This window comes from Indibacter alkaliphilus LW1, assembly GCF_000295935.2.
Taxonomy (GTDB): Bacteria; Bacteroidota; Bacteroidia; order Cytophagales; family Cyclobacteriaceae; genus Indibacter; species Indibacter alkaliphilus.
Window position 1 is genome coordinate 62,967 of sequence record NZ_ALWO02000045.1, and the last position, 23,835, is coordinate 86,801.

The window sequence follows — 23,835 nt, forward strand, 5'->3', positions numbered from 1 at the left end:
CATTAGGTTAAAAGGTTGCTGGCATGTTTTGCAAAAAGAATGGGAGACTGATATAGGATGGATGCTATATCAGCAGCATTGGAATCTTTATTCCATTTTGGTTCTCCTGCAGGAGTGCTTGGAGTAAGAGATTTTGGATTGTTAAAAATCTTGACTTGCTTGGGGTTCGTTCCCATATGCGCCCAGTTCAAATCATTCCAGGTATTGAGTGAAGTTCCTGCTTCATAAGCATCAAGCCCAAAACTTATCTGGCCAGGAATCTCTCTGAATACAAAGAAATGTCCAGCACCCTGACTGACTTGACTTACAGTCAACTCGAAACCGAAGAAGTATATATCCGGTTCTAAATGTCCCTTGATGACAGGCCAGCTAGCATTGGAGGAATTGTAATCACTTAGAATGGTTTGATTGCCCTGATTGACTCCCCTTTGTGCATACACTAAAGTGTTAGGGTATTTTTTGAAGAGGTCTCCTTTGACAAGCAGTACTAGCCCGAGTCCGTTTCTCCCGTTTTGACCAAGTTTTTTGAGACTGCTTCCACTTTTCCACCTATGAAGCTCTTGAATATCTGCATTTGAATCCTGAAAATCTTTCAATTGCTCCATAAATTCTTCTGGAGGCAAGTTTTCATCGATAATTGCAAAGGGATTGTTGTCATATTCCCAGAAGTGCCTGAAATAGCTTCCCCTGAGGTCTGTGGGAAACTCCCTCCAAAGCAATTCCCTTGACATCTCATGATTCATTCCCAACAAGAAGGACTCTATAAACTTATGATTCACTTCCATTAAAAGGATGGAGTCTTTGGGCACTTCACTTATATTGGGTATAATGAAATCTTGGGAAATTTCTTCCAGATAGTTGTATGTGGGAATAGGGAATCTTGGATAGGCCATAATTGGCTTTTCTAAGTTGACATTTTTCCCTTTGATACCTGTCTGGAGCTTTCTAAGGAAATTGGACCTTGGCAGCATCCTGGCTTTTAAATTTTTGGAAAAGTCATCAATCTGCAAAGGAGCCAAGACTAAAGGAGTAAAGGAAACACCGTCAATACCGCCAACTTTGCCTAAGAAATTCTCAAAGGTCTTGACAAAGGATTTTTGCTCTTGGATGACCAAAAATCTACTGAAAAATTTGATCTCATTCCCACTGCTTACAGCCTCGGAAATAAACCTGATATTTGAAAACTCCGCTTCATTGTAGGTTTTACTTACATAATCTTGAAAGGCATCTTTTTTAATATGAATTTCTGCAATTATAGGAGGAGGAGCAGGGGCATTGCCAGTGTCCCAAGTAACGAAGTTGAAAAGCAGCGAAGTCTGTTTTGAAGTCTCTAGTTTGTTTACTTTGGTTATTCCATTGATGATTTTAGTAGTCCGAGCATCGGCTTCATTGCCAAACTTTCCAAAAAGCATTGATTTGACACCGGCTAAGCTTTGGTTTGAACCACTCTGATTGAAGTGCTCCGCTATTTCATCTGCGATTTGTTCAATTTCTGATTTTGGAGGGTTTTCTAGAATAAAGCTCAAGGAACTCATTACCAGCTTAGGTGAGACGGCAATGTTTGGTTCCTTTTTAAGGGGGGCAGGAGTGATTGGGGTGAAAGTCTCTGAAGATCCCACCAGGTTTGCCCTTATCAAAGTCTGATTACTTAATACCTTATGGGCTCCATCAGTTCCGTCTGAGGACATTACAGCTGTTGGAGTAAAATTATTTGCCACTTTGATAAAGTTACCACTGCTGAGGCTATCGGGAATTTTTGAATTGATCAGATTCTGAGCTGCTGAAAACGTAGCAGTTTTTTCTACTTTAATCTGTTTCATGGCATTGGCAGACATCGAGAGTAGAGACATCTCTGACATTTTCCTGTAAGATTTGTTATAGGTTGCAAGCGCTGTTGTCCGCATCAACTCATTTTCCATGATCTTCTGATTTGCTTCATTGATCTGACCGATTTGCTCCCATGCCAGTTCCATAAAATATTCCTGATACTTCATAACTACTCTGGTGCCTAAGCCTGCTGCAGACCGGTAGCTTGGATGAAGGTTCACTTCATCGACCCAGTCCTTCAAAGCTTTATTTGCTTTGTTTTTTAAGGAATGCCATTTTCCATATAGGGGAGGAGTAATGATAGGGTCTTCCACAAAATCCTGGGTGTAAAAAAATGATTTTTCAACTTCTCCTAACAATTGTTCATTGGATTCATCCTGAAGTGCTTCATTTAGATTGATGATTCTTTCTACTTTGTCCAAAAGATCATTTCTGCTGCTGATGCTTCCACCATTTGGCCAAGAGGGAATCTGGAAACCAGGGGTTTTTAAAGCTCCTTCGATCTGAATGGTCGGGAATTCACTTGCATCAATATCATATCCTAATTCTCTGATGTCTGCCTCCCTGACAGGTGCAATTCCTTCGGATCCCAAGACTTCAAGTTTTCCTGCAAGAGTTTCAAAGGCTCCCTCTGGGCCAGTACTGAATTTCCACTGGAAATAAAAGGGGTATTCTCTGGGGTGCGAGCCTGAAAATAAGGAACTGTTCCAAGAGCTTTTCTGGGCGGGTATGTCAGCAGTGGATTGTTTCAGTCCTGCCAGTCTTCCTGTTTCAAAAGTGGGGATTATGAAAGCCTGGTATTCTTTATCTTCATCGAGTCTTCTGGGACAAATAATCCTTGCAATGGCAGAGTCTGGACTTTTTTGGATCTGAGCTTGTAGCTGCGTTGCGGAAGGATTGGTTTGTGTGAGCTTATCAAAGACATGTACATGAGCAAAAGCCCAAGTATCTTTTTCATGGCAAAATACAGCAGATAAGTCTACATCCGAGTTGATCCTTAGATAGGGTAGGCTTTCATTTCCATGAGCAATGATTTCAAACTCGGATTCCTTGAGTACAATCAATGACATCCATGGGCGAATCTTGTTGCTATTTGGCTTGGCTGGGGTAAATCTCCAAGGAAGATCTTCTTCGTAAAACTCTACATAGGCCAGATTTTCGATTTCAAAATTGTCAACTCCCTTTTTGGGATGTGTTCTGATCACCATTTTAGGATCAATTCCCAAAACATCCCCAGGCCCTTGAATTTTTACGGTTTTTGAAATTTTATTCTCAGGATTAGTGGCTCCCTTTTGTCCTGATTTTGATGCTTCAATTTCAAAGGAAACTATCACCTCTGGTCTGTCCATGACTGGATTTGAGCCGAGTTCAGCTCCTAAACTGTCCTCTTCCGTTATTTCATTGCCCAGGCCATACCTTAGCCAAGGTAAAAAGGAAAATTCTGCCGGTGTGGTGTCAATTGGCATAGCTTAAACGTTTAAAAGGTCTTTTTTAACAATCTGAAGTTTCTTACCCTGGCCTTTGGTCAGTTGTGCTGCTTGCATATAGCCCACATTGGATACAGTCTCGCTGAGATCGGCTTTGTTGACTACCGAGAAGCCTGTCTTTTCTAAAGTGACTTTGGCAGGATTGTAAATCCCTTTGGATTTGAGGGAAAGAGCCGACTGTGCTACTGCTCCGTGCATGGCCAGGAATTTGGATTCGGACTGGCCGAATGTTCTTCTGTTTTTGGTAAGGACTTCATCGACAATTTCCTCATATTCCACAAGTTTGTTTCTGTGGGCTCCTGCCTGAGTGCTGGTTTGGGAGGAAATAATCAATCCTGACTGTTGTTGTTCAAATGAAGGCATCAGCAACTTGTCCGCATCTGATGCCTTGATGAAGTTGGAAGGAGCAAAATCATCCATTAAAGGACTTGTATTGGCTTCTGTAGCCGAGTCTCCGATTTTTGCCCCAACTATTTTGAATTGATCGAAATCAGCAGGATTGAAATGTCCGAATTTATCAATTTTGACATCCAGTGGGACTATCTTTTGATTGACTTCAATGATTCCGCTTGGGGTAAGTATAAGGTTTTCCAATTCATGTGGATCTTTCAACCTTACTCCGCCTCCTTTGACAGTCATGGGTATGGCTCTCCAGTTTTGTTTTTCATTGAGGGCTTTTCGTAGTTCCGGAAGCACCTCAATATCAGGAAGTACAGCATTTTTATCCTCGCCCCATTCAACATTGAACTTGACTTTAATGGTGATAAAGAGAATGGTAAAGCTGGCTGTACCTTTTGCTTTCCAAGGACTTGGACCTTCCAGTTCAAAGCTCAGGTTGATGCTGAGGATAGTTGTATTTCCAGCCATCACAGCCAATTTGGCTCTGGCAGAGGCGATAAATCTGAAGGGAGAGAACTGGAACAAAGCATCTATCCCCAATTCACCTACTACTTTGAATTTGGATACTTTAAACAAGAAGTCAATTTGAGCCCCGAATTGAACCGTATTGGTAGTCACGGCCATGTATGCCATCAAGGTTAATCTTGGATTGCCCGTTAGAATATTCAGCGTAAGTCGCTTCATATTTGGGATATTCAAGTAAGCAGGCACAGTGTAGGCGGGATGGAATCCCCCAACAGAAAGCACGAAATCTTTTTGTGCACCCCAGCTCAAGCGGAGGGCCATATCGCCTTCCAGCCCAAAAGTCAGGATTTTGCTGTCAAACAGGCTTGCATCGAAGGAGAGCATTTTTTTCTCAAAGTCGATGATTCCCAAAAACAAAACCTGAATCCTTACAAGGGCCAGCTTTTCATCTGGTAAATTGAGCCTTATTGCTCCTAAAATGGCAAAGCGAACCGGGTTTGCAAATTCTATGATAAGGCCAAGGTCTATTTTCAACAAAGTAGGCACACCCCATGAGATCCTTGCCATTGGACCAATGAGGAATTGATCCCTTTTTATCGGGAAGAATGCACTGACATCATTGATGATCTTGACAATATTTGGGATAATATTGGTGGGGAAAAGAATGTTGTTCACGCTTCCATCTCTTACACCGTCCCTGAGTTTGTTTTCCTGCATGGTACGGTGTATCCCAAGTATCCCGCCTAAACCACTGAGGAAAAACCCAAAGCCTAAAGCTATTCCTGGGGAGAATTGAACTGAAATAATAACAATTACAGAAGTACCAGGCTTGCCATCCGGCATTTTACTGTCTATTACACCTATAGCAGTGAGGGTAAACATTCCCTTGAAAGAAAGCTCTAGAGCACCCGCATATTGTCCTTTAGGTCTGTCGAAAAATAAATAGCCTCCTCCGGTAAATACAGGAGTATCCAAAGATACTCCCAAGCCTGTGGGAGGCTTGAAGCTTATTTCAATGTCAACTACCCCAAAATCTATTCCTTTAGGAGAATAAGGGCTGAGGTTTGGGTCTTTGTCGTGAAAATCTACCTCAAGCCCAAGACCTTCTACAGTAGCCGACAGTGGTCCCAACATTACCGTGGCTCCAGAAAAACTCAAAGACATCTTGGCATTGTCACCGGTAGTTAAGGAAAGATTGATAGCATCAATAGATACGCCTTCACCCAATTTACCATTGATAGGGATGCGGAGTTCTGTTTGCTCTCCTCCTATGCTTACACTGAGACCCGTAGGCCATCTGACCTCCATATTGAGGTCAAATTCAGAGCCGATTTCCAAATTTCTAATATCCAGCTCATTGGGTATCACCGAATCCAAGCCTGGAATGACAATGTGGTTTTTGATGATTCCACCTATTGCAAAATCCCAGTTTTCATCTTTTCTTTTCAATTGAATCATCCTTAGGTAAATCGCTACTACTGAAGGAATATCCAGGAGCTTGACGGCATTACCCGATGCAGCCTCTGCCTTGACCAAAAAATCCCCGGAATCACTGACTCCCAAAGTAACGCCTATCTTGGGTGCTTCACCCTGAATTCCTTCAAGTCCCTCGATGGATAGATCTCCTTTTAGTTCAATTTCAAAATTAGATTGGTTTTTTACAGTTAGTTCTTTGATGACAATTTTGATGTTCCCAAGATTTATTTCTCCGGCATTGCCAGGATTTTTCAATTGAAGCTCAAATTTGCCTTCATCTTCAATTTTGATCAAAACCTCTAAAGGCTGCTGTTCGCCTGATTGGTTTTCGAAACCTGGCAAACCCAAAGCGCCCTCAAATTCAAATGGAAACTGGAAATCACCTTCTTGAATGCTGAATTCAAGTTTGTTGAATCTCAGACTAAACTCACCAATTTTAAAGCCACTTCCATCGACTCCTGTAGCCAGGGAAAAAGTGTAGCGTTCCGGACTGTGATGAAAAGCTACTCCTAACGAAATTTTTGCAGTATTATCTGTATCATGTTCTTTGATGGCAGGATGTGAGAAAGCGATCTGACCTGAGGCATTTTGGACGTTGCCGCCTTGCACAGTCATTGAAAAGCTTTGAAAGAATAAGCTTAAATCATCAAGCTTCAACTCTGTTTCTGTATCAGCCCCATTATTCAATGATATGCTATAACTACTTCCTGATTCTCCAGTATCTGAGAAAGCAAAATCAACAGTCAATTCATTGTGAGGAGCATCAAGTTGATCGAAAACAAGCCCTCCTTTAATGTTGAGTGCTTCTAATTGGTCTTTTTTTAATGTGAAGCCAACTTCCTGAAGCTTTAATTTTAAAAAATTGAAATCTACGGATTGCTCTCCTATGTAAGAAAATTCAAACTTCTCCTCGGCCCCATTATAGGAAATCGCCAAATCAGAAAAGGATTCAGATGAGGCTCCAAGAATTTTGAATTTTGCCGCTCCCGAGGCCGTGATTATATAGCTGTCCCCGGAGCCTTTGACCACCTGACAGGAAAGTAAAATATCTTTGAGGACAATCGGCTCAAAAGTATATTCCTGCCCAGACAGGGAGTGAATGCTAACACTGTAATCTTTATTTGCCTGGTCGATTTGGGCCTCAAAGTTGACCTCATTTCCGGAGAAAACAGGTAATTCTGTTTTTCCTTTAAGCTCTCCCTTCTCAAAATCTTCATTTAAAAGTTCCAGAGATAATTCCTCTAACATCAACTCAAAAATCGTGAAATCAAACTTGCCTTGACTGACAGATTGATTAAGTGTGAACTCAAATCTCTTGTCTGTACCTGTTTTGGTATATTCAAAATTGACCTGAATACTGTTTGCCCCATCTCCTAATTGCGGCCATTTTAACCGGGCAGTGCCACTTGAAGATTGTACTTCTCCATCAAGTACACTAATATCAAATTGAAACTTCGAAAGCTCAAAACCTTCCATCTGAAGGAGGTCATCATCACCGCTATCAACTTCGATTTGATATGCAGTGGACTCTGCATCTTGGATTTTGAAATCAAAGTTCAGTTCATTTTCAAATACGGGGAGAGCTATTGTACCATTTGAATTGAATTCAGTGGCGTCCGTTCCCATATTTCTGTAAAAGCGAATTTGATTGAAGGTGATTTGGAAGCCTTCAAATTCCTGTACACTAAGGTTGGATGCTGCAATGGTAAATTGACGGGCTGGTCCTGAATCATCAACGCTGAATCCAAATGCAAATGGATTGTTGAATCCAGGTATGGTCAACATTCCATCTCCACTGGATTGGTAGAATTCAGCATCCCTTACCTCGTAAACAAAGCTGCCCAGGCTCAATGCGAAAGGACCATATTCCAAAATTGGAGGATCTGATGTTTTTTCTAAGCGATATTGTTTGCCATCATCCTCCAGCTCAAATCTATATTTGATTGTTCCCTGCATTTCAAGTGCAGAAAGCTCAATACTTCCTATGATATCTAAATTGGGGGTTTCGATTCCTTCATTTATCTCAATCTCTATTTTGTCAAAATGAATTAGAATCCCTGAATTATCCAAAGCAGGTATACTGCTGCCCAAAGCCCTGATTTGGTATTTGCCCTCATCAGGTCCTGATGGATGGAGCAAATAGCTTACAGTAAGAGTGGAAAGTTCTAAAGTATCAGGCAGCTTGAACTGTACGGTACCTGAAAAATTCTGGATTTTTTGAGATGCTATGACCAAGGAAAGGGCGGTTGGCCTCAACTCAAAATCCCCGAATAACCAAGCACCTCCAGATGAAATGGACATTGAAAAGTTGTCAGCTTCAATTGCTCCTTCAAAATCAACCCCATTGCCCTGGTCAAAGATGGGTAGCCATAATTTTCCTTTTATTTCCCCTTCGAATGGCTTTGTTTCATAAATCTTGATAAGTAGTTTTTCCAGGGAAATATGAAAGTCGAAAAACCTTCTCTTGTCAATCTCTGCCTGCAAGCCTATACTAAGGTATTTGCCTCCATCTTCCGGGCTTGCTGTATTTTGATATAGGAAACCCATCTGCAACTCTGTATCAATTCCAGGTATCAATGCGTGTCCTATTCCACCAATGCCTGTTAGTAAATTGTTCCGAATCTCCATTTTAAAGGTTGGAACCCTTAGTTGGATTTCATCAAAGGTTTGGTTGGATTCCTGATCAGGATTGTTTGGAACTGCAAGGTCATAATCATTGCCATCTTGTTTGAACTCCCAAAATATCCCATTACCTCCTGTGTTTCCACGGAGCATAAGGCGTCCTTTGATTTCAGTTTGGTTGATGCTTCCTTCTGAGTCAATTTCCAAAAACACTTCTTGTACTGATATTTCGCCAATTGGACTGGGTAGGGGAGCAGGACTTCCAATTTGCCTGAAGGTGTATATACTTCCATTATACGTGAGCTCTACAGCTGTTCTGTTTCCCTCCCCCAATCCGGGTAATTCCATCCAGGCTTGAGTATCCAAAAGATTCTGTCCTGAGCCCATTATTTTTGGAACCAATAGCTCGAATTTTTCAAAGCTGAAAATTACAGGACCAGTGTTAAAAGCCTTGCCCTCTTGATTATTTGCCGAGTACAGTAAGCTTTCATCTTCATTGAAAGTCACGGACCAATCCAAAGCATCTCCTCCCGTACTCATCAGAAAAGGAAATCTCAGTTCCCCGCTGAAATCGGTTCCTGGCATAACCTGGGCATTCTGTATGATCAAATGAAAGTTTTTTACTTCTGCATCAAAAATCAATAACTTGGCCGTTGGAAGTGCATTTGAAGAAATTGTGTAGGTGTCGCCTGCTTTTTCCAAAGACGCGTGGATTTCCTCGCTCAATTGAGGGATTTCTGCATGTGCATCTAACCTAAAAGCACTCACTCCCGATCCGGAGAAAGTAAGGTTAGCATTTTCAAAAGTAAAATCCATCCCTAAAAGAGATTCGTTGATGGTTGCTGTTTGCCGAATATTGAACTCACCTTCAGCTGTTTTTTCAAGTCGGAAAGGAATTTTTCTTGCCTCTTCTTCTACTGTATTTCTTAGGCCTGTAAGCAAGGCTTCGGCCTCAATTAGAAAATCTTCTACTACCCGTTCCGCTTTTCGAACTTTGATTTCTACATTTTCAAGAACAGCAAGAACTTCCGCCATTTTGAACCTCAACTTATCTTGTACCTCGATAATTATGATTCTGATCTTATCTACACCACCTTCGCTAACTTCTTCTACACTGATCGGGATTTCGAAAGGGATTGCATCTGCGACCTGGTTAAATTTATCTATGACCAGATGATAGGTTTCTTGAGCCGTTCCGGTATTCCCCTCTATTTTATCCAGAATATGTTGAATCCCGGATTCAGAGAGGAATTCCTCTATCGGAAATTTAAAATTATTACTAGGCATAATTATAAATTTAAAAGTTAGAAGTATAGCTTATCCAAAAATCCGATAAGAATGAAAGCCTTAATTTACAGACATTTAAATAAAAATGTAAAATTATTGACCCTAAATTTTTTAAAATAATTTAATTAAAAAATTAATTAATAAGTAATTAAATGCTTAATTGAATAAAAATTAAGAAATAATCTATTGTACAATATAGTGTTTATGATTGATTGTTTTTATTGGATAAAATGAGTAAAAATACCAAAATCCAGTAAATCAATAAAATAATGGAAAAATCATAATTTAATTGTATTAAAACCGTCGAGGCTATGAATAGGAGTGGTATTCCTCCGTAGCAAATCACGAATTTGAAGGTGGCATAGAAAGTTGGATCTTTGACTTTTGGCTGGGCATATTTCCAGGCCAGATACAAAGGAGCGATAAATATTTTCATCAAAAAATTAGCAAGAGGCTGAGCTTTGGGTACTTTTTGTTTTTCACTGGCTTTTTTAAAATTCCCGGCTAGTGCCATTTTCACCAAGTCTGGAGCAGTGAGGGCAATTCTGTTTTCCAGCAGTTTTAAAAGATTTGCTTCGTAAGCATCATCTGGGATCTGTGATACCAATGGATCCATCCTATCCAAAGTTTCCCTCATCAAACTGTCGTATTTTGGGTAAAATTCACCTGCTTTGAATGGCTTGCCAAAGCAAATGCTGACTTCGGAACCAGAGAATTTATGGGAGGAGTAATTGATGCCTACGGGCAATACGGTCAAATCCATATCAGGCTTGACTTCAAGCGCCTGAAAAGCAATTCTTGCAAAGCCTTTTTTCAAGGGTCTGAGCGTCCTTTTCATGCTATGGCCACCTTCTCCGAAAATCAGAATGGTACCATTATCCATCAGAATTTGTACACTTTTGCTAAAGGTATCTTTATTCTTTTCCATATTGTCTACTCCATCCCGAATACGGTAGACAGGAATCATTCTGATATAATCCAATATTTTGGCAATGATTGGATTTTTAAAGACTGATGCCCTAGTAAGAAAGTGTGGGTTTAATCGGGTATGCGTAGCAATTAGCAGTGGGTCAATCAGTGCATTCTGATGATTACAAACGATCAAAGTAGGCTTTCCTTTCGGAATATTTTTCTCACCGTAAACTCTTATTTTGTGAAAGTAAAGGTGGAGGGATATTCTTACAGTAATGCGTAGGAATGCATTAAAAAGGTTTTTCATCTGCCTGACTAATGGTTATTTTTCAAATATTGGTTTTAATTTTTTTCCAGCGAAACTTTTCCACGAAAAAGCTATTGTCATCCCGGAGATTATATGCCAAATTCCCCACCAGGCGGCGATAATGGCCATGCCTCCCAGCCCTTCAAAATAGGTGAATATAAGGACCAATGCAAGACCGGAATTTTGGATACCGGTCTCTATGGTAAGTGTTTTTGTGTCTTCTAAAGATAGCTTGCCGGCCCTGGCCAAAGTAAAACCTGAAAGTAAAGCGACAAAGTTGTGGCCCAAGACCCAAAGGAAAATCAAGCTGATAAACTTTAAGAACAGGTTGTAATTGCCTGCAAAGGCAATAACCACAAAGGCGGCAAAAATCAATATGCTCATGGGTTTGAGAATTTTAGTTGCCTTGCCCGACCAAGCAGGAAATTTGTGGTTGATATACATGCCCAAAAGCAATGGGATCCCTAATATCAATGCAACTGTCTGAAAAACTTCGTAGTAACTCAAAGAAATTTCCCTGAGTAAATTGGCTGATGGTTCGTAAAGTCTTGACCATAATGCAAAATTTAAAGGAGTCAGAAAGATGGAAAAGGCTGTGGAAAATGCCGTCAGAGATACAGAGAGTGCAGTATTTCCTTTTGCAAGGTAGGTCATAAAGTTGGATACATTACCTCCTGGGCATGCTGCCACTAAAAACATTCCCAAAGCCACTGATGGAGGAGGCTGAATGGTGGTGACCAATAACAAAGTTAGCAAAGGCAAAAAGAAAAATTGAGATATGATGCCAAGTATAAAAGGTTTTGGGTTGTTTCCGATGTACTTGAAATCCTTGGTTTTTAGATCTAAAGCAACACCGAACATGATGATGGCTAAAGATACATTGAGTAATAAGAGGGAGTCCTGATTGAAGTTCAGGGTGCTTTTGTCAAGGTCTTCCAGCATGCTTAAGTGAGCTAATCATGGAAAGGTAATCAGCAGGTGGGAATTAGGCAAATCCAGACCTTAAATGTAATCATAGAAACGAAGTATCCTCGGAAGCTTCTTTTGTCATTTGATCAGCAATTTCCTGTCCCAAGTATCTATCTATCAGGTAATGTCCAAGATACAACAGAGGGGTAAGAAGTACTGCTACACCGAATTTGTAAATGTAGTTGATGATGCCCACGGATACTACTTGAGCCCAAGACCAGTTACCAAAGATGTAAAAAGCTATTCCAAGAACTACAAAAGAGTCAATAAATTGGGAGACTAATGTAGAACCTGTCGCTCTTAACCAGATCATTTTTGGACCTGTTATTTTCCTGAGTTTCTGAAATACGAAAACATCTATCAATTGGCCCAAGAGAAAAGCTACAAGAGAACCAATGATTATTCCCAGCCCTTGCCTGAATATCACGTTGAAAGCATAATCAATATTGAACACATTACCATCTACATCAGGAGTATTGACTTCAAGCCAAAATGGGGCAGGGGGAAGCTTGGTGACACCTGCAATGACAAAGAAGATATAGGCAATGAAAAAGGCCGTTATGAAGCTAATTTTCCTAACTCCCTTTTTTCCATAGTATTCATTGATAATATCGGTAGTAATAAACACAATAGGCCAAATAACTGCTCCCGCAGTCAAATTAAAATCCAAAACATATTCTCCAAAAATTGTCCAGCCAGCAGGATCTAGTCCAATGGTTTTTTCGCCGGAAAAAATCTTGACACCTATAATTTCTGCCAAGATAGCGTTGGTTAAGAAAATTCCGCTGAGGATAATAAATAGGTTTGTTTTTTTAGACTCAAACTCCCTTTTATCTAAAGGCTGCTCCATACAAGTTGATCTCTAACAATTTTTGATTAATCAATGGAATAGGTAATACCTTCTTCACTCAAATATGTTTCGGTAAACTCTACTCGTGCTTCATGAAGAAGGGGCTGAAGGTCTATGTAGCGTGTGGAATAGTGGCCAATTAAAAGTTTTTTGGCTGATGCCTTTTGGGCAATTTTTCCGGCATCTGAGGCTGTGCTGTGGAAAGTTTCTTTAGCTCTTAGCTTTTCTTCATTGGCGAAAGTCGCCTCGTGATAGAGCAAACTTGCCCCTGAGATGAAAGGCACTATTTCTGGATCATAACAAGTATCAGAACAAAACGCATAGGATCTTGGCTTTCGAGGAGGATGGGTGTATTCCCTCAAGGAGTAAATTATTTGTCCTTTTTCGTCCAAAAAATCTTTTCCGTTTCTCAGACAATTAATGGCTTCAACGGGAATTTTTCTTTCCTGAAGTTTTTCTTTTATGAGGTTTCTAAATCGGATTTTTTCATCAATTCTGAATCCTGTACAGGGCAGTCTATGCTTGAGGGGAAAAGAGGTGACTTTGAAATTTTGCTCTTCCAGAATCAATTGGTCATGATCTGGATCGGTGCTGACAAAGCGCAGTGGGAAGTTGAGTTTGGTATTTGAGTACTTCAGCTGAACAGTAAGGATCTCATCGAGTCCTACAGGCCCAAAGATTGTGAGCAGTCTGGTTCTTTTGTGTAGCTGAAAACTGGATATCAAGCCCATTAGGCCTAGGTAATGATCTCCATGGAGGTGGGAAATAAAGATAAAATCAATTTTGGAAAATCTAAGTTTGAATTTTCTCAACTGAATTTGTGTCCCTTCTCCACAATCTAATAGTAAATAAGAATTACCGATTTTTACCAATTGGGAAGTCTGATTCCTGCCGTGGGCAGGAATCGCAGAATTGTTTCCCAAAACTGTGACTTCAAATTCCAATTTTAATCTTCCTCCTCTTCCTTATTCTCTATCTCATGAATAAAAATGGCTTCGGCAGCTTCTTCAAGTGAATCTACAATATTGAACACCTTATCCAACATTGAGATTTTGATCAATTTCATCACGTGATCCTGAGGGCTTGCAATCACAAAAATCCCTCCAGCTCTGTTAAACTCCCTATTGCCTACCAATAGTGCACTTAGTCCACTACTGTCTGCATACTTTACCTGACTCATATCTAGCACCAAGTTATTGTATCCTTCAGCCTGTACGGTAAGAAGTTCTGATTTTAAGATGGGAGAAAGTGCTGAATCAAGCTTTTCTTCCATGGGAGTGAAAACTACGTATTGTTCTTTTTTATCTACTGTGTATTTCATTGTTCTGTGCTTTCTGATTAAATATGTGCCAATATAGCTTTTTCAATATCCTTTTCCAGAGATTCTGTAGGTGCTTTTTGAAATTTTTCACCTGTGATCTTCTCAAATAATTCTATGTATCGCTCAGAAACTTCTAAGACAAAGTCATCAGGCATCTCAGGAACTTCCTGGCCATCCTTGCCTTGGAATCCGTGTTTGATGAGCCATTGCCTCACAAATTCTTTCGAAAGCTGTTTCTGTGGCAATCCGGCTTCCTGTAAGCCCTCATAACCCCCTGCGTAGAAATAGCGGGAAGAATCGGGTGTATGGATTTCATCTATCAAAAGGATTTCTTTGCCGTACTTTCCAAACTCATACTTAGTATCTACCAAAATCAAACCCATTTGTTTGGCAATCTGCGTTCCTCTTTCAAATAAGGCTTGGGTATATTTTTCAAGAATAGCGTAATCCTCGGCGCTTACAATCCCTTGATCCAGAATTTCTTCTTTGGAAATATCTTCATCATGTCCTTCTGAGGCTTTTGTGGTCGGTGTGATGATCGGTGTGGGAAGGCGGTCATTTTCTTTCAAGCCGTCCGGTAAGGAAACGCCACAGATTGTACGCTTGCCTGCTTTATATTCCCTTGCTGCATGGCCTGCCAGATAACCCCTGATAACCATTTCCACTTTAAAAGGCTCACACTTTTTACCCATAGTCACCTGCGGGTGTGGGGTAGAAGCAACCCAATTGGGAACAATATCTGATGTAGCTTGCAGAAACTTGGCCGCAATCTGATTGAGAACTTGCCCTTTATGTGGAATTGCTCTCGGTAAAACCACATCAAAAGCAGAGATTCTATCACTGGCCACTATTGCTAGAGTATTTTCAAAAATATAAACATCACGGACTTTGCCTCTGTAAAAGCCCTGCTGTCCCGGGAATTTGAACTTTGTTTCTTTAATAGCGCTCATTTACAATTTACTTTGGACAAAAATAGAAAAAGCAATGTGTTTTGTGCTCTCCATTATGAATGAATCTTTAATTATTTGAACTCTCTTTGATAATTTCTCCTACTTTTTCTCCTTCCTTAAATATTCTTTCAAGGATAAGTTCACCACTTTTGTTGTACACTTTCTGGGTTCCATGTGGACTTCCTTTCACAAATGGCATGGTTTCCCTGATTTGGCCATTATCAAAGTATTTTGTTGCGGTCCCATCTTCTTCACCGTACCTATAGTGGATTTCCCTTTCTTTTTCCCCATTGGGATAAAACGCAATTAATTTGGCTAAGTATCCCTCGCTGTCATAAGTGGCAATTTCTCTGACCTTACCATCCTCAAAGTAGGACCGGATTTCTCCGGTAGGATTTCCTTTTTTGTAAGTGGCTTCTTCTGATATTGTTCCATCCTCATAGAAGCTTTTGAAGTTGCCAGTGGGTTCCCCGTTTTTATACTTTCCTTTTCTGGCTATGCTTCCATCTTGGTAATAACTGATGGTTTCCCCGTGCTGATATCCGTTTTTGTAAGAAAATTTCGATTTTAATTCGCCTGAAGGATAAAAATTCAACTGCTCTCCATGAATGACGCCGTTTTTGTAGTTGGTACTGGCTCTGAGCTGCCCATCGGGGTAGTATTGCTCCCTGATATCATCCAATAAGCCTTCTTTATAAAAACCCTTCTCAAGTAAATTTCCTTCAGGATCATAATCATATGTCCAACCATCAGGTCTGTTGTTTTTGAAATTGGCTTTTTGCCTCACTATCCCTGATTCAAAGTAGCTGATTACTTCTCCGTCAATTGCATTATCTTTGTAGTTGAGTTCTTGTGAGATTGCTCCACTTTCATAAAAATTTACAGAAGGTCCTTGTTTTAGGTTATTATTGTAGGACACAACCCTCAAAGTATCTTCGGTATTAGGGAAAAAATCCACAAAGATCCCCTCTTTCTTATCGTTTTTGAGCTGCCCCAAGACGGCCAGCCCTCCATCTTCATAATAGAGCCTGTATTCGCCTTCCCCTTTTCCGTTTACTTTTGTGTAGACTTCTCTGACTTTTCTTTTTTCCTCATCATAAAAAGTCCTTACTAATTCCTGGGCATAGGAGCTGAGGTAAGAAAAAAATAAAATAAGAAAGGTTAATCTGACTTTCATCAATAAATTTTGAATTGATTTTTAATCCAAAAGGCGGCGGGAAAACCGCCACCTATATATTACATTTTTACACTTTCTCTATAACTATGGCTGAAGCACCTCCTCCTCCATTGCAAATTCCGGCAACACCAATTTTGCCTTTTTTCTGCTGCAATACAGAATTGAGTGTAGCGATGATTCTCGCTCCTGAGGCACCAAGGGGATGTCCTAAGGAAACAGCACCTCCATATACATTCAACTTATCCATATCCAAATTCAATTGTCTTTGATTGGCAATGGCAACTGCTGAAAAAGCCTCGTTGATTTCATAAAAATCAACATCATTTTCCGTGATTCCGGCATTTTTAATGGCTTTTGGAATAGCCAAAGCTGGAGCAGTAGTAAACCATATAGGATCTTGAGCAGCATCAGCAAAGCCTCTGATGATAGCCAATGGTTTTAATCCCAGTTCTTGAACCTTTTCCTTGCTAGCAAGGATCAAAGCAGAAGCTCCATCATTCATTGTGGAAGCATTGGCAGCTGTAACTGTTCCTTCTTTGTCAAAAACAGGTCTTAGATTTGGGATTTTTTCAAACATTACATTTTTGAACTCTTCATCCTCATCGACCACTATTGTTTCACCTTTACGGCCCTTGAGTTCTACGGGCACGACTTCGTCCTTGAAAGCCCCAGATTTCCAAGCTTCTGCAGATCTTGTATAAGATTGAATGGCATATTCATCCTGTTCTTCACGGCTTATATTCATTTCCTTGGCTGTATTGTCTGCACAGTTCCCCATTGGAAATTTATAATATACTTCAAATAGGCCGTCTTTGACCAGACCATCTACCATCTCCGCATTGCCATATTTGTAACCAAACCTGGCTTTTGGGACGTAGTATGGAACATTGGACATGCTTTCCATTCCACCTGCTACCACGAGATCATTTTGGCCTGTCATGATAGATTGGGCTGCAAACATGACTGCTTTCATCCCTGATGAACAGACTTTGTTGACAGTTGTACATGGAACATTATAGCCTATGCCTGCTCCAATGGCAGCCTGCCTAGCAGGTGCCTGTCCAAGGTTGGCGGAGATCACATTGCCCATCAATACCTCTTCCACCTGGTCTGCACTTACACCTGCTTTTTCCAAAGCGCCTTTGATAGCGGCACTTCCAAGTTCTACAGCTGTCAGCCCGGAGAGTTTTCCACCAAAGCTACCTAGTGGAGTTCTTACTGCTGCTACGATATATACTTCTTTCATTGGGTTTATATTTGGTTTTTATTAATTCCTAAACAATAGATATGAGACAAGTCTGCCTAAGATCCATGGTTGACTATTGACCAATTCACTAAATCTCCAACTCTCTTAAGCCTTAACAATTAACTATCAACCAACAACTAGTCCCTATCCCTACCACTCAGGCAGTCCTCTTTCAGGTCTTTTTGTCGGTTTTTTTCTGTTTTGTTGGATATATCTCAATTCCGCTGCGTTCATGGCTTCAAGAATCTGGGCAGCCTGTTCAGGAGTAAGATTCATTTCTTCCAATTGCTCCCTCATTCTTTCCATTTGTTTTTCCCTTTCACTCAAGTCAGACTCCATGTCTGATGGTTCTTGGGAATCGCTTTCATCCTGAGATTTTTCACCTTCTTTATCGTCTTTTTTCTGAGATTCAGAGTCCTCATCTTCATCAGTCTGCTCTTCACCTTCCCCATCTTTATTTTCTTGGGAATCACTTTGTTGATCTTGGTCTTGCTGATCCTGCTGATCTTGATTTTCAGAGTCTTCTCCCTGATCATCCTGATCTTGTTCTTGCTGATCTGGGTTTTCTTCCAACCATCTGGCAAGAAGTTCATAATTGTACCTTGCTATTTCATTTTCAGGATTTTTGATCAGGGCATATTTAAATGCAGCAAGGGCATCTTCAAATTTTTTCTCATTGGCCAGAATGGTGCCGTTCTGATTGGAAGCAAAAGAGGCGATCTCTTTATTTGGGGATGAAATTAGACTTGAATAGGTTCTTTGAGCTTCTTCTAGGTTGCCATTGTAATGGTAGCTCAGTGCCAAATTAAAAGTGGCATGAGGAGAATCCACATTGAATTCGGATTTCAGTTCCAGATGTTTTTCCACTGATGCTTCATAGTCGGCTTCAGCATAGCTTCTTGCTGCTGACTTAATAGCTGCATTTTTCTTCCCAATATCTGTCAGAGAAGAAGGAATTAATAGAAAAACAAAAGCTAAGTATTTTATCATCGTATCTAAACGCTACAATTTAATAGTTCTAAATGGCAATACCATATCCAAAATGGCTAAACATATCGCCGCAAGCAGGAAGTAGAAATATTTGTTTGCCGAAGCTTCCACCATTCTTGAACCAGTTACTGATCCCTCAACACGTTCAATAGCCTGTATGAGTTCCGGGATTTCCTGAACTTCATCAGAAAGTTCAAAGTATTGCCCATCAGTTTGGGAGGCTATCAACTTTAGATTGCTATCTTCTATTCGGGTAATAGCTGGCTGTCCGGTGTTGGGATCAACAATCAGTCCATTGCCTCTTGGAATTGTGCTTCCCTGACGGGTGCCAACACCCAAGGTAAAGACTCTTACCCCTGCGTCATTCAACTCTGAAGTCAGGTTTCTGAAATTATCTGCGAAATCCTCTCCATCAGATATGAGAATAACGGATCTGGACTTGGCTTCATTGCTTTCTTCCGCTTCAAACTTACTCAAAGCCATAGCTAAGGGTGCACTGATATCTGTTCCCTGACTTGGTACTAGATAAGTATTCAGTCCGTCTAAATGTAGCTGCAAGACATTTTGATCGAAGGTCAAAGGGCATTGGATGAAGGCTTCCGAACTGAAAATAATTATCCCTATTCGGTCTCCTGCAAATCTCTTGACCAGGTTTTTAAGCTCAAACTTTATCCGTTGCAACCTACTTGGACCTATATCTGTTGCATTCATGGAATGAGAAAGATCAATGGCAATAAAGATATCCCGTCCTTCTTCTTTGATTTCTTTCATAGAAGTGCCAATCGATGGACCGGCCAATGCAATCAAAAACAATAAAAAGTAGGTACTTCTAAGAAGCAACTTTAAAATAAGCCTAAGTTTGCTGACCTGAAGTTTTTGATTGATTCTATAGTATCTAAAAAGATAGCCTGCATAGAACAATGCAAAAATCAATGTCAACCAAATAAGTAAAGAGAAGTCCGGATATGCCCAAATCATGGCCTGAAATTATAAAATAAAGATGAAAAGAAAAGGATTAAGAATTTATTGGACTAATTTTCAACAGCCAACGGTAAATATGCGTTAGGTAATCAAAATGTAGTATTTGGAATGAGATTTTTATGCTTCCCTCTAATAGTCTGGTGTTTGATTGTGAGTTCGTCCTCATTTGCACAACAGGAAATAAGATTAACCGGTATTGTTTATGATTTTGATAGCAATGAGCCTCTTCCCGGTGCCAATGTATATTGGCAGTCAGCTCCGCAAAAGGGCGTGGTGACTGATTTGGATGGTGCTTTTACAATTACTGTACCTGATCTTCCAGCCAAGCTTGTAGTAAGTTTTATCGGTTTCACTGAGTCCATACGCCAGTTCAATGAAAAGGATATCGAAAAAGATGTTAAATTTTATTTAAAGGCAGAAGATCTCTCACTGGAGGAGATAATCATTCAGGAAAGAAGACCAGACCAAAATGTGAAAAGCCTGGACATGGGCAAGTCTGTTGTACCCATTCAGACCATCAAAAATATCCCAGCGTTGTTTGGGGAAGTGGATTTGTTAAGAAGTCTGCAGTTACTTCCAGGGGTTCAGACCGCGGGGGAGGGCACCACCGGCCTTTTTGTAAGAGGTGGGTCAGCAGATCAAAACCTGATCCAATTGGACGGTGCACCAATTTACAATCCATCCCATTTTTTTGGGTTTTTCTCAGTATTCAATCCGGATGCGCTTGAAGGGGTGGAGTTTTACAAAGGAAATATCCCTGCGACTTTGGGAGGGAGATTATCTTCGGTGATTGATGTTTCCTTGAAAGAAGGGAATTACCAGAAGGTCAGAGGTGAAGGAGGTATTGGTACCATCAGTTCTAGATTAACTGTAGATGGGCCCTTGTTGAATGAAAATTCTTCCTTTGTCATTTCCGGAAGAAGGACTTATGCAGATGTTTTTCTTAGACTTTCCCAAGATGAAAACATCAATAACAACAGTCTTTATTTTTATGATCTGAGCGGGAAATTTACTTTCAAATTGGGAGAAAAGGATAAACTTTCACTTTCCTCTTATTATGGATCTGATTTTCTAGGACTATCCGAACAGTTTGGGTTTGGCTGGGATAACTGGGTAAGCTCTATCACTTGGAACAGAAATATCAATGAGCGTACTTTCTTTGACCTGAATGCTTACCATAGTTATTACAGGTACAACCTTAGCTTCAATGATGAAGATAACGGCTTTCTTTGGGATAATGTCCTTTCAGAAACAGGACTTCGGGCTGAGTGGTCTTTTCTCCCAAATGACAAAACCCAGTTCAATTGGGGAGTACACACGCAGTATTTTCACTTTGCTCCAATAAGCTTAGAGCCATCTGAGGGATCGGCCATTGAACCGATCAATACCAACCCAAGAAATGGCTGGCAAAACAATTTGTTTGTTTCAGCTGCGCATGATTTTACAGCCAGGTTGAGAATAGAAGCTGGCCTGAGATGGGGTATTTACAATAGGGTAGGAAAAGGAGTGAGCTATGTTTATGAAGGGGATATCCCTGAGCCACAAGCTCCAATTTTGGATACCTTAAATTTCAATGCATTTGAAAATATGAAGTTTTATCAAGGCTTAGAACCTCGTTTTTCAATGCGTTACCTGTTAAAGGATGACTTGTCAATCAAGGCTGCTTATAACAGGACATTCCAATATATTCAGGTGGCCACAAATAATTCCGCAGGGCTTCCTTTAGATCGGTGGGTGCCAGCAGATGCATTTATTCCACCGATCAGAGCCGATCAGGTTTCTATTGGTTTGTTCAAAAATCTCGACAGAGATAAATGGGAGATTTCTACGGAGCTTTACTACAAAGATTTCAAAAACCTCGTGGACCTGAGGCAGGGGGCGAGTGTGATTTTTACTGATAATATTGAAACAGAACTTCTGACAGGAAATGGCTATGCTTATGGAGCAGAATTTCTATTGAGAAGAAATGTGGGCAAAACAACAGGATGGCTAAGTTATACATATTCACGCACATGGAGGAGAATAGAGGGGATAAGTGATGATCGGTGGTACAATCCTAGGTTTGATAGACCACACGACTTGACCTTAGTGCTCAACCATGAATTCAACAAAAGCTGGTCAGCAGGGATGACTTTTATTTATACCACTGGTCAAGCGGTCACATTTCCCATTGGATCCTATGAAATTGACAATCAAAGATTGCCACTCTATGGTAATCAACGGAATGCAGACAGATTTCCTGACTACCACAGAATGGATGCATCTGTGACCTGGAAGGGAACGGATAAAGGTAGGAAATGGAGAGGTAGCTGGAACTTGAGTATTTACAATTTATACGGTAGGAAAAATCCATTTGCCTATCAGTTTTCTGACATTATCAATGATGAAATCAATTTTGACCCGAGTGGTGGGCAGGAAATCGTCACCAGAAGACCGGGAGTTGTTATGACTTATCTATTTACCTTTCTTCCCGCACTTACTTATAATTTTGAGTTTTGATCATGAAAAAACGATTTTATATCCCTCTTTTGATCATTTTAGGCCTTTTTTCCTGTCAGGAAGAGGTATTTCTCGATTTGAGGAATACCGAACCTATTCCGGTGATCGAGGCATTTTGGACAGATAATGGAGCTATAAATTTTGTAAAAATATCTGAATCCAAAGATTATTATGATACTGAACCAAACCAAATCATCAGTGACGCAGAAGTGTCGGTAACCAATACCAATACAGGACAAACTGTAGGCTTCCTCTTTTCCCCTCAAAGTCAACGTTATCTTCCACTGAATAACTTTGGAGGAATTTACGGGGAGGATTATGAGCTGAATATCAAAATCGGTGAAAATGAATATCAATCCCGAGGAACGCTTTTAGAGCCCCCATCCCTTGACAGTATTACTTATGAATTCAAAGAGGCCAGAGTTTTCAGGGAGGAAGGCTACTACATTACACTTTATGGTGATATTCCTTTTGAGGATGATAACTATTACAGGATCAGGCTAATAAGGAATGATACGTTATTGAACAATAGAAATGATTATTTGCTTTTTGATGACACTTTTGGGACTTCAATTCTAAATAGAGGCTTCGAACTTGGTGGCTTTCCATTCAAAGAAAATGACAGGGTGAGGTTAGAGCTGTTCAGACTTAATAGGGATGCATATAATTATCTCAATCAGTTGGTCGGGCTGCTGTTCAATGACGGAGGACTATTCAGTCCACCTCCCCAAAACCCGGAATCAAATATTCAATTGATAAAAGGCAATAGGCAAGCATTAGGTTATTTTATGGTTAGCCCTTTCCTGTCGGCCACCGTACTGATTGAGCCGGATTGATTTTTGGTAAATATGGTATTGGTATGCCTGCATTTGTTTAGTTTTGCTCCATGATTGATTTTGACAATAAGGGAAAGGTTGTAATTACCTGTAAGGACAGGTTTGCACCCTATTTAGAGCGAGAACTTTTGGATTTGGGATTTATACCGGTCGCAGTTCACAGAACGCATATTGAATTGGAAGCTTCTTTGAATGATTGTATTTCATTGAATCTTCACTTGAGAACTGCAAGCCATGTGCTTTATGAAATAAAGTCTTTTTATCTGCACAAAGCGGATGACATCTATAGAAGAGTCAAAGCTTTACCATGGGAAGAATATATCAGTGATACCACTTATTTTTCGGTCATTTCACATGTAGACAATCCTACTGTGGACAATCCCCTTTTCGTCAATGTCAGGATCAAAGATGCAATCGTAGATAAATTCAGGGAGGCTAATGGAGTCCGACCTGATACTGGATCGGAACTTGAAGGGGCAGTTTTTCAGATGTATTGGAAAGACACCCAAGCTACACTATATATCAACACTTCCGGAGAAACATTAGCTAAGCACGGTTATAGAAAAATACCGGGAGAGGCTCCTATGTTGGAAGCATTAGCTTCGGCTACAATCTATGCCAGTGATTGGGATAGACAAAGTCCCTTTATCAATCCCATGTGCGGATCGGGGACCTTGGCCATTGAAGCAGCTTTGATGGCTACAGATAGGTTTCCTGGCCTTTACAGAGATCATTATGCCTTCATGCATATTTTGGGCTATGATGAGGAAATTTATCAAAAGATCAGGGCCAAAATGGAACGAAAAGTCTTCGTGAACCCCTCTTTGAAAATTATTGCAACAGATATCAGTCTCCAAGCGATTATGTTTTCAAAAGAAAACGCTCAAACAGCCGGAGTTGATGAGCTGATTACCTTTGAGCAATGTGACTTTGCTGATACAGAAGTCCCGGAAGGAAAAGAGGGTGTGTTATTTTTCAACCCTGAATATGGGGAGAGGCTAGGAGAGGACGGTGATCTACCGGAAACTTACAAGCGAATAGGGGATTTTATGAAACAAAAATGTGCAGGTTATACCGGATATGTCTTTACAGGCAATCTTCCTTTGGCCAAGAAAATAGGGCTAAGGACTTCCAAAAGAACAGAGTTCTACAACGGTACGATAGACTGTAGGCTATTGAAGTATGAGTTGTTTAAAGGAAAAGGTAAATAAAAAACGCCGGCCTTTCAGCCGGC

The 23,835-nt window shown here is 40.4% G+C and carries 15 protein-coding genes; 3 read left to right on the forward strand and 12 right to left on the reverse strand.

Annotated features, from left to right (window positions below):
- Window positions 1-2 precede the first annotated feature (2 nt).
- The 12 genes from A33Q_RS16105 to A33Q_RS16160 all read right to left on the reverse strand — a co-directional run bounded on the left by A33Q_RS16105 (window position 3) and on the right by A33Q_RS16160 (window position 19,263).
- The gene (locus A33Q_RS16105) at window positions 3-3,293 is read right to left on the reverse strand and encodes a hypothetical protein (RefSeq protein ID WP_009033795.1); all 3,291 of its coding nucleotides are present in this window, start codon (window positions 3,291-3,293) and stop codon (window positions 3-5) included.
- Window positions 3,294-3,296: 3 nt separating this feature from the next.
- Window positions 3,297-9,563, reverse strand: a complete 6,267-nt coding sequence (locus A33Q_RS21640) for a DUF6603 domain-containing protein (protein WP_009033794.1) — start codon at window positions 9,561-9,563, stop codon at window positions 3,297-3,299.
- Window positions 9,564-9,765: 202 nt separating this feature from the next.
- Window positions 9,766-10,782: a lysophospholipid acyltransferase family protein gene (locus A33Q_RS16115; protein WP_009033793.1), complete on the reverse strand. Its 1,017-nt coding sequence runs from the start codon at window positions 10,780-10,782 to the stop codon at window positions 9,766-9,768.
- 15 nt (window positions 10,783-10,797) lie between these two features.
- Entirely contained in the window at window positions 10,798-11,724 is a 927-nt protein-coding gene (locus A33Q_RS16120; RefSeq protein ID WP_009033792.1) for a bile acid:sodium symporter family protein, read from the reverse strand.
- Between the two features lie 70 nt (window positions 11,725-11,794).
- Window positions 11,795-12,601 (reverse strand): queuosine precursor transporter, encoded by an 807-nt coding sequence (locus A33Q_RS16125; RefSeq protein WP_009033791.1) that lies wholly within the window; start codon window positions 12,599-12,601, stop codon window positions 11,795-11,797.
- Between the two features lie 26 nt (window positions 12,602-12,627).
- A complete protein-coding gene (locus A33Q_RS16130; protein WP_009033790.1) occupies window positions 12,628-13,545 on the reverse strand; it encodes a ribonuclease Z in 918 nt (305 codons plus the stop codon).
- 2 nt (window positions 13,546-13,547) lie between these two features.
- A complete protein-coding gene (locus tag A33Q_RS16135) occupies window positions 13,548-13,922 on the reverse strand; it encodes an STAS domain-containing protein (protein WP_009033789.1) in 375 nt (124 codons plus the stop codon).
- A gap of 17 nt (window positions 13,923-13,939) precedes the next feature.
- The gene (locus A33Q_RS16140) at window positions 13,940-14,872 is read right to left on the reverse strand and encodes a phosphoribosylaminoimidazolesuccinocarboxamide synthase (protein WP_009033788.1); all 933 of its coding nucleotides are present in this window, start codon (window positions 14,870-14,872) and stop codon (window positions 13,940-13,942) included.
- Window positions 14,873-14,939: 67 nt separating this feature from the next.
- Window positions 14,940-16,049 (reverse strand): toxin-antitoxin system YwqK family antitoxin, encoded by a 1,110-nt coding sequence (locus tag A33Q_RS16145; RefSeq protein WP_009033787.1) that lies wholly within the window; start codon window positions 16,047-16,049, stop codon window positions 14,940-14,942.
- A 67-nt stretch (window positions 16,050-16,116) separates the two neighbouring features.
- On the reverse strand, window positions 16,117-17,295 hold the full coding sequence (locus A33Q_RS16150; RefSeq protein ID WP_009033786.1) for an acetyl-CoA C-acyltransferase: 1,179 nt from the start codon (window positions 17,293-17,295) through the stop codon (window positions 16,117-16,119).
- A gap of 150 nt (window positions 17,296-17,445) precedes the next feature.
- Window positions 17,446-18,285 (reverse strand): hypothetical protein, encoded by an 840-nt coding sequence (locus A33Q_RS16155; protein WP_009033785.1) that lies wholly within the window; start codon window positions 18,283-18,285, stop codon window positions 17,446-17,448.
- A gap of 12 nt (window positions 18,286-18,297) precedes the next feature.
- Window positions 18,298-19,263 (reverse strand): vWA domain-containing protein, encoded by a 966-nt coding sequence (locus tag A33Q_RS16160; RefSeq protein WP_009033784.1) that lies wholly within the window; start codon window positions 19,261-19,263, stop codon window positions 18,298-18,300.
- 111 nt (window positions 19,264-19,374) lie between these two features.
- Here A33Q_RS16160 and A33Q_RS16165 point away from each other — a divergent pair, with 111 nt between their 5' ends.
- The 3 genes from A33Q_RS16165 to A33Q_RS16175 are packed head-to-tail and all read left to right on the forward strand — an operon-like array spanning window position 19,375 to window position 23,812.
- Window positions 19,375-21,765 carry a TonB-dependent receptor gene (locus A33Q_RS16165; protein WP_009033783.1) on the forward strand — a complete coding sequence of 797 codons (2,391 nt, stop codon included), beginning with the start codon at window positions 19,375-19,377 and terminating at the stop codon, window positions 21,763-21,765.
- Window positions 21,766-21,767: 2 nt separating this feature from the next.
- On the forward strand, window positions 21,768-22,601 hold the full coding sequence (locus tag A33Q_RS16170; protein WP_009033782.1) for a DUF4249 family protein: 834 nt from the start codon (window positions 21,768-21,770) through the stop codon (window positions 22,599-22,601).
- Between the two features lie 50 nt (window positions 22,602-22,651).
- Complete coding sequence (locus A33Q_RS16175; protein WP_009033781.1) at window positions 22,652-23,812, forward strand: THUMP domain-containing class I SAM-dependent RNA methyltransferase; 1,161 nt, start codon at window positions 22,652-22,654, stop codon at window positions 23,810-23,812.
- Window positions 23,813-23,835: the final 23 nt, after the last annotated feature.

What these genes read in the sequence shown, in the direction of transcription:
- A33Q_RS16105 (WP_009033795.1), bottom strand. Translation starts at nt 3,293, where the DNA reads ATGCCAATTGACACCACACCGGCAGAATTTTCCTTTTTACCTTGGCTA.
- A33Q_RS21640 (WP_009033794.1), bottom strand. Translation starts at nt 9,563, where the DNA reads ATGCCTAGTAATAATTTTAAATTTCCGATAGAGGAATTCCTCTCTGAA.
- A33Q_RS16115 (WP_009033793.1), bottom strand. Translation starts at nt 10,782, where the DNA reads ATGAAAAACCTTTTTAATGCATTCCTACGCATTACTGTAAGAATATCC.
- A33Q_RS16120 (WP_009033792.1), bottom strand. Translation starts at nt 11,724, where the DNA reads ATGCTGGAAGACCTTGACAAAAGCACCCTGAACTTCAATCAGGACTCC.
- A33Q_RS16125 (WP_009033791.1), bottom strand. Translation starts at nt 12,601, where the DNA reads ATGGAGCAGCCTTTAGATAAAAGGGAGTTTGAGTCTAAAAAAACAAAC.
- A33Q_RS16135 (WP_009033789.1), bottom strand. Translation starts at nt 13,922, where the DNA reads ATGAAATACACAGTAGATAAAAAAGAACAATACGTAGTTTTCACTCCC.
- A33Q_RS16140 (WP_009033788.1), bottom strand. Translation starts at nt 14,872, where the DNA reads ATGAGCGCTATTAAAGAAACAAAGTTCAAATTCCCGGGACAGCAGGGC.
- A33Q_RS16145 (WP_009033787.1), bottom strand. Translation starts at nt 16,049, where the DNA reads ATGAAAGTCAGATTAACCTTTCTTATTTTATTTTTTTCTTACCTCAGC.
- A33Q_RS16150 (WP_009033786.1), bottom strand. Translation starts at nt 17,295, where the DNA reads ATGAAAGAAGTATATATCGTAGCAGCAGTAAGAACTCCACTAGGTAGC.
- A33Q_RS16155 (WP_009033785.1), bottom strand. Translation starts at nt 18,285, where the DNA reads ATGATAAAATACTTAGCTTTTGTTTTTCTATTAATTCCTTCTTCTCTG.
- A33Q_RS16160 (WP_009033784.1), bottom strand. Translation starts at nt 19,263, where the DNA reads ATGATTTGGGCATATCCGGACTTCTCTTTACTTATTTGGTTGACATTG.
- A33Q_RS16165 (WP_009033783.1), top strand. Translation starts at nt 19,375, where the DNA reads ATGAGATTTTTATGCTTCCCTCTAATAGTCTGGTGTTTGATTGTGAGT.
- A33Q_RS16170 (WP_009033782.1), top strand. Translation starts at nt 21,768, where the DNA reads ATGAAAAAACGATTTTATATCCCTCTTTTGATCATTTTAGGCCTTTTT.
- A33Q_RS16175 (WP_009033781.1), top strand. Translation starts at nt 22,652, where the DNA reads ATGATTGATTTTGACAATAAGGGAAAGGTTGTAATTACCTGTAAGGAC.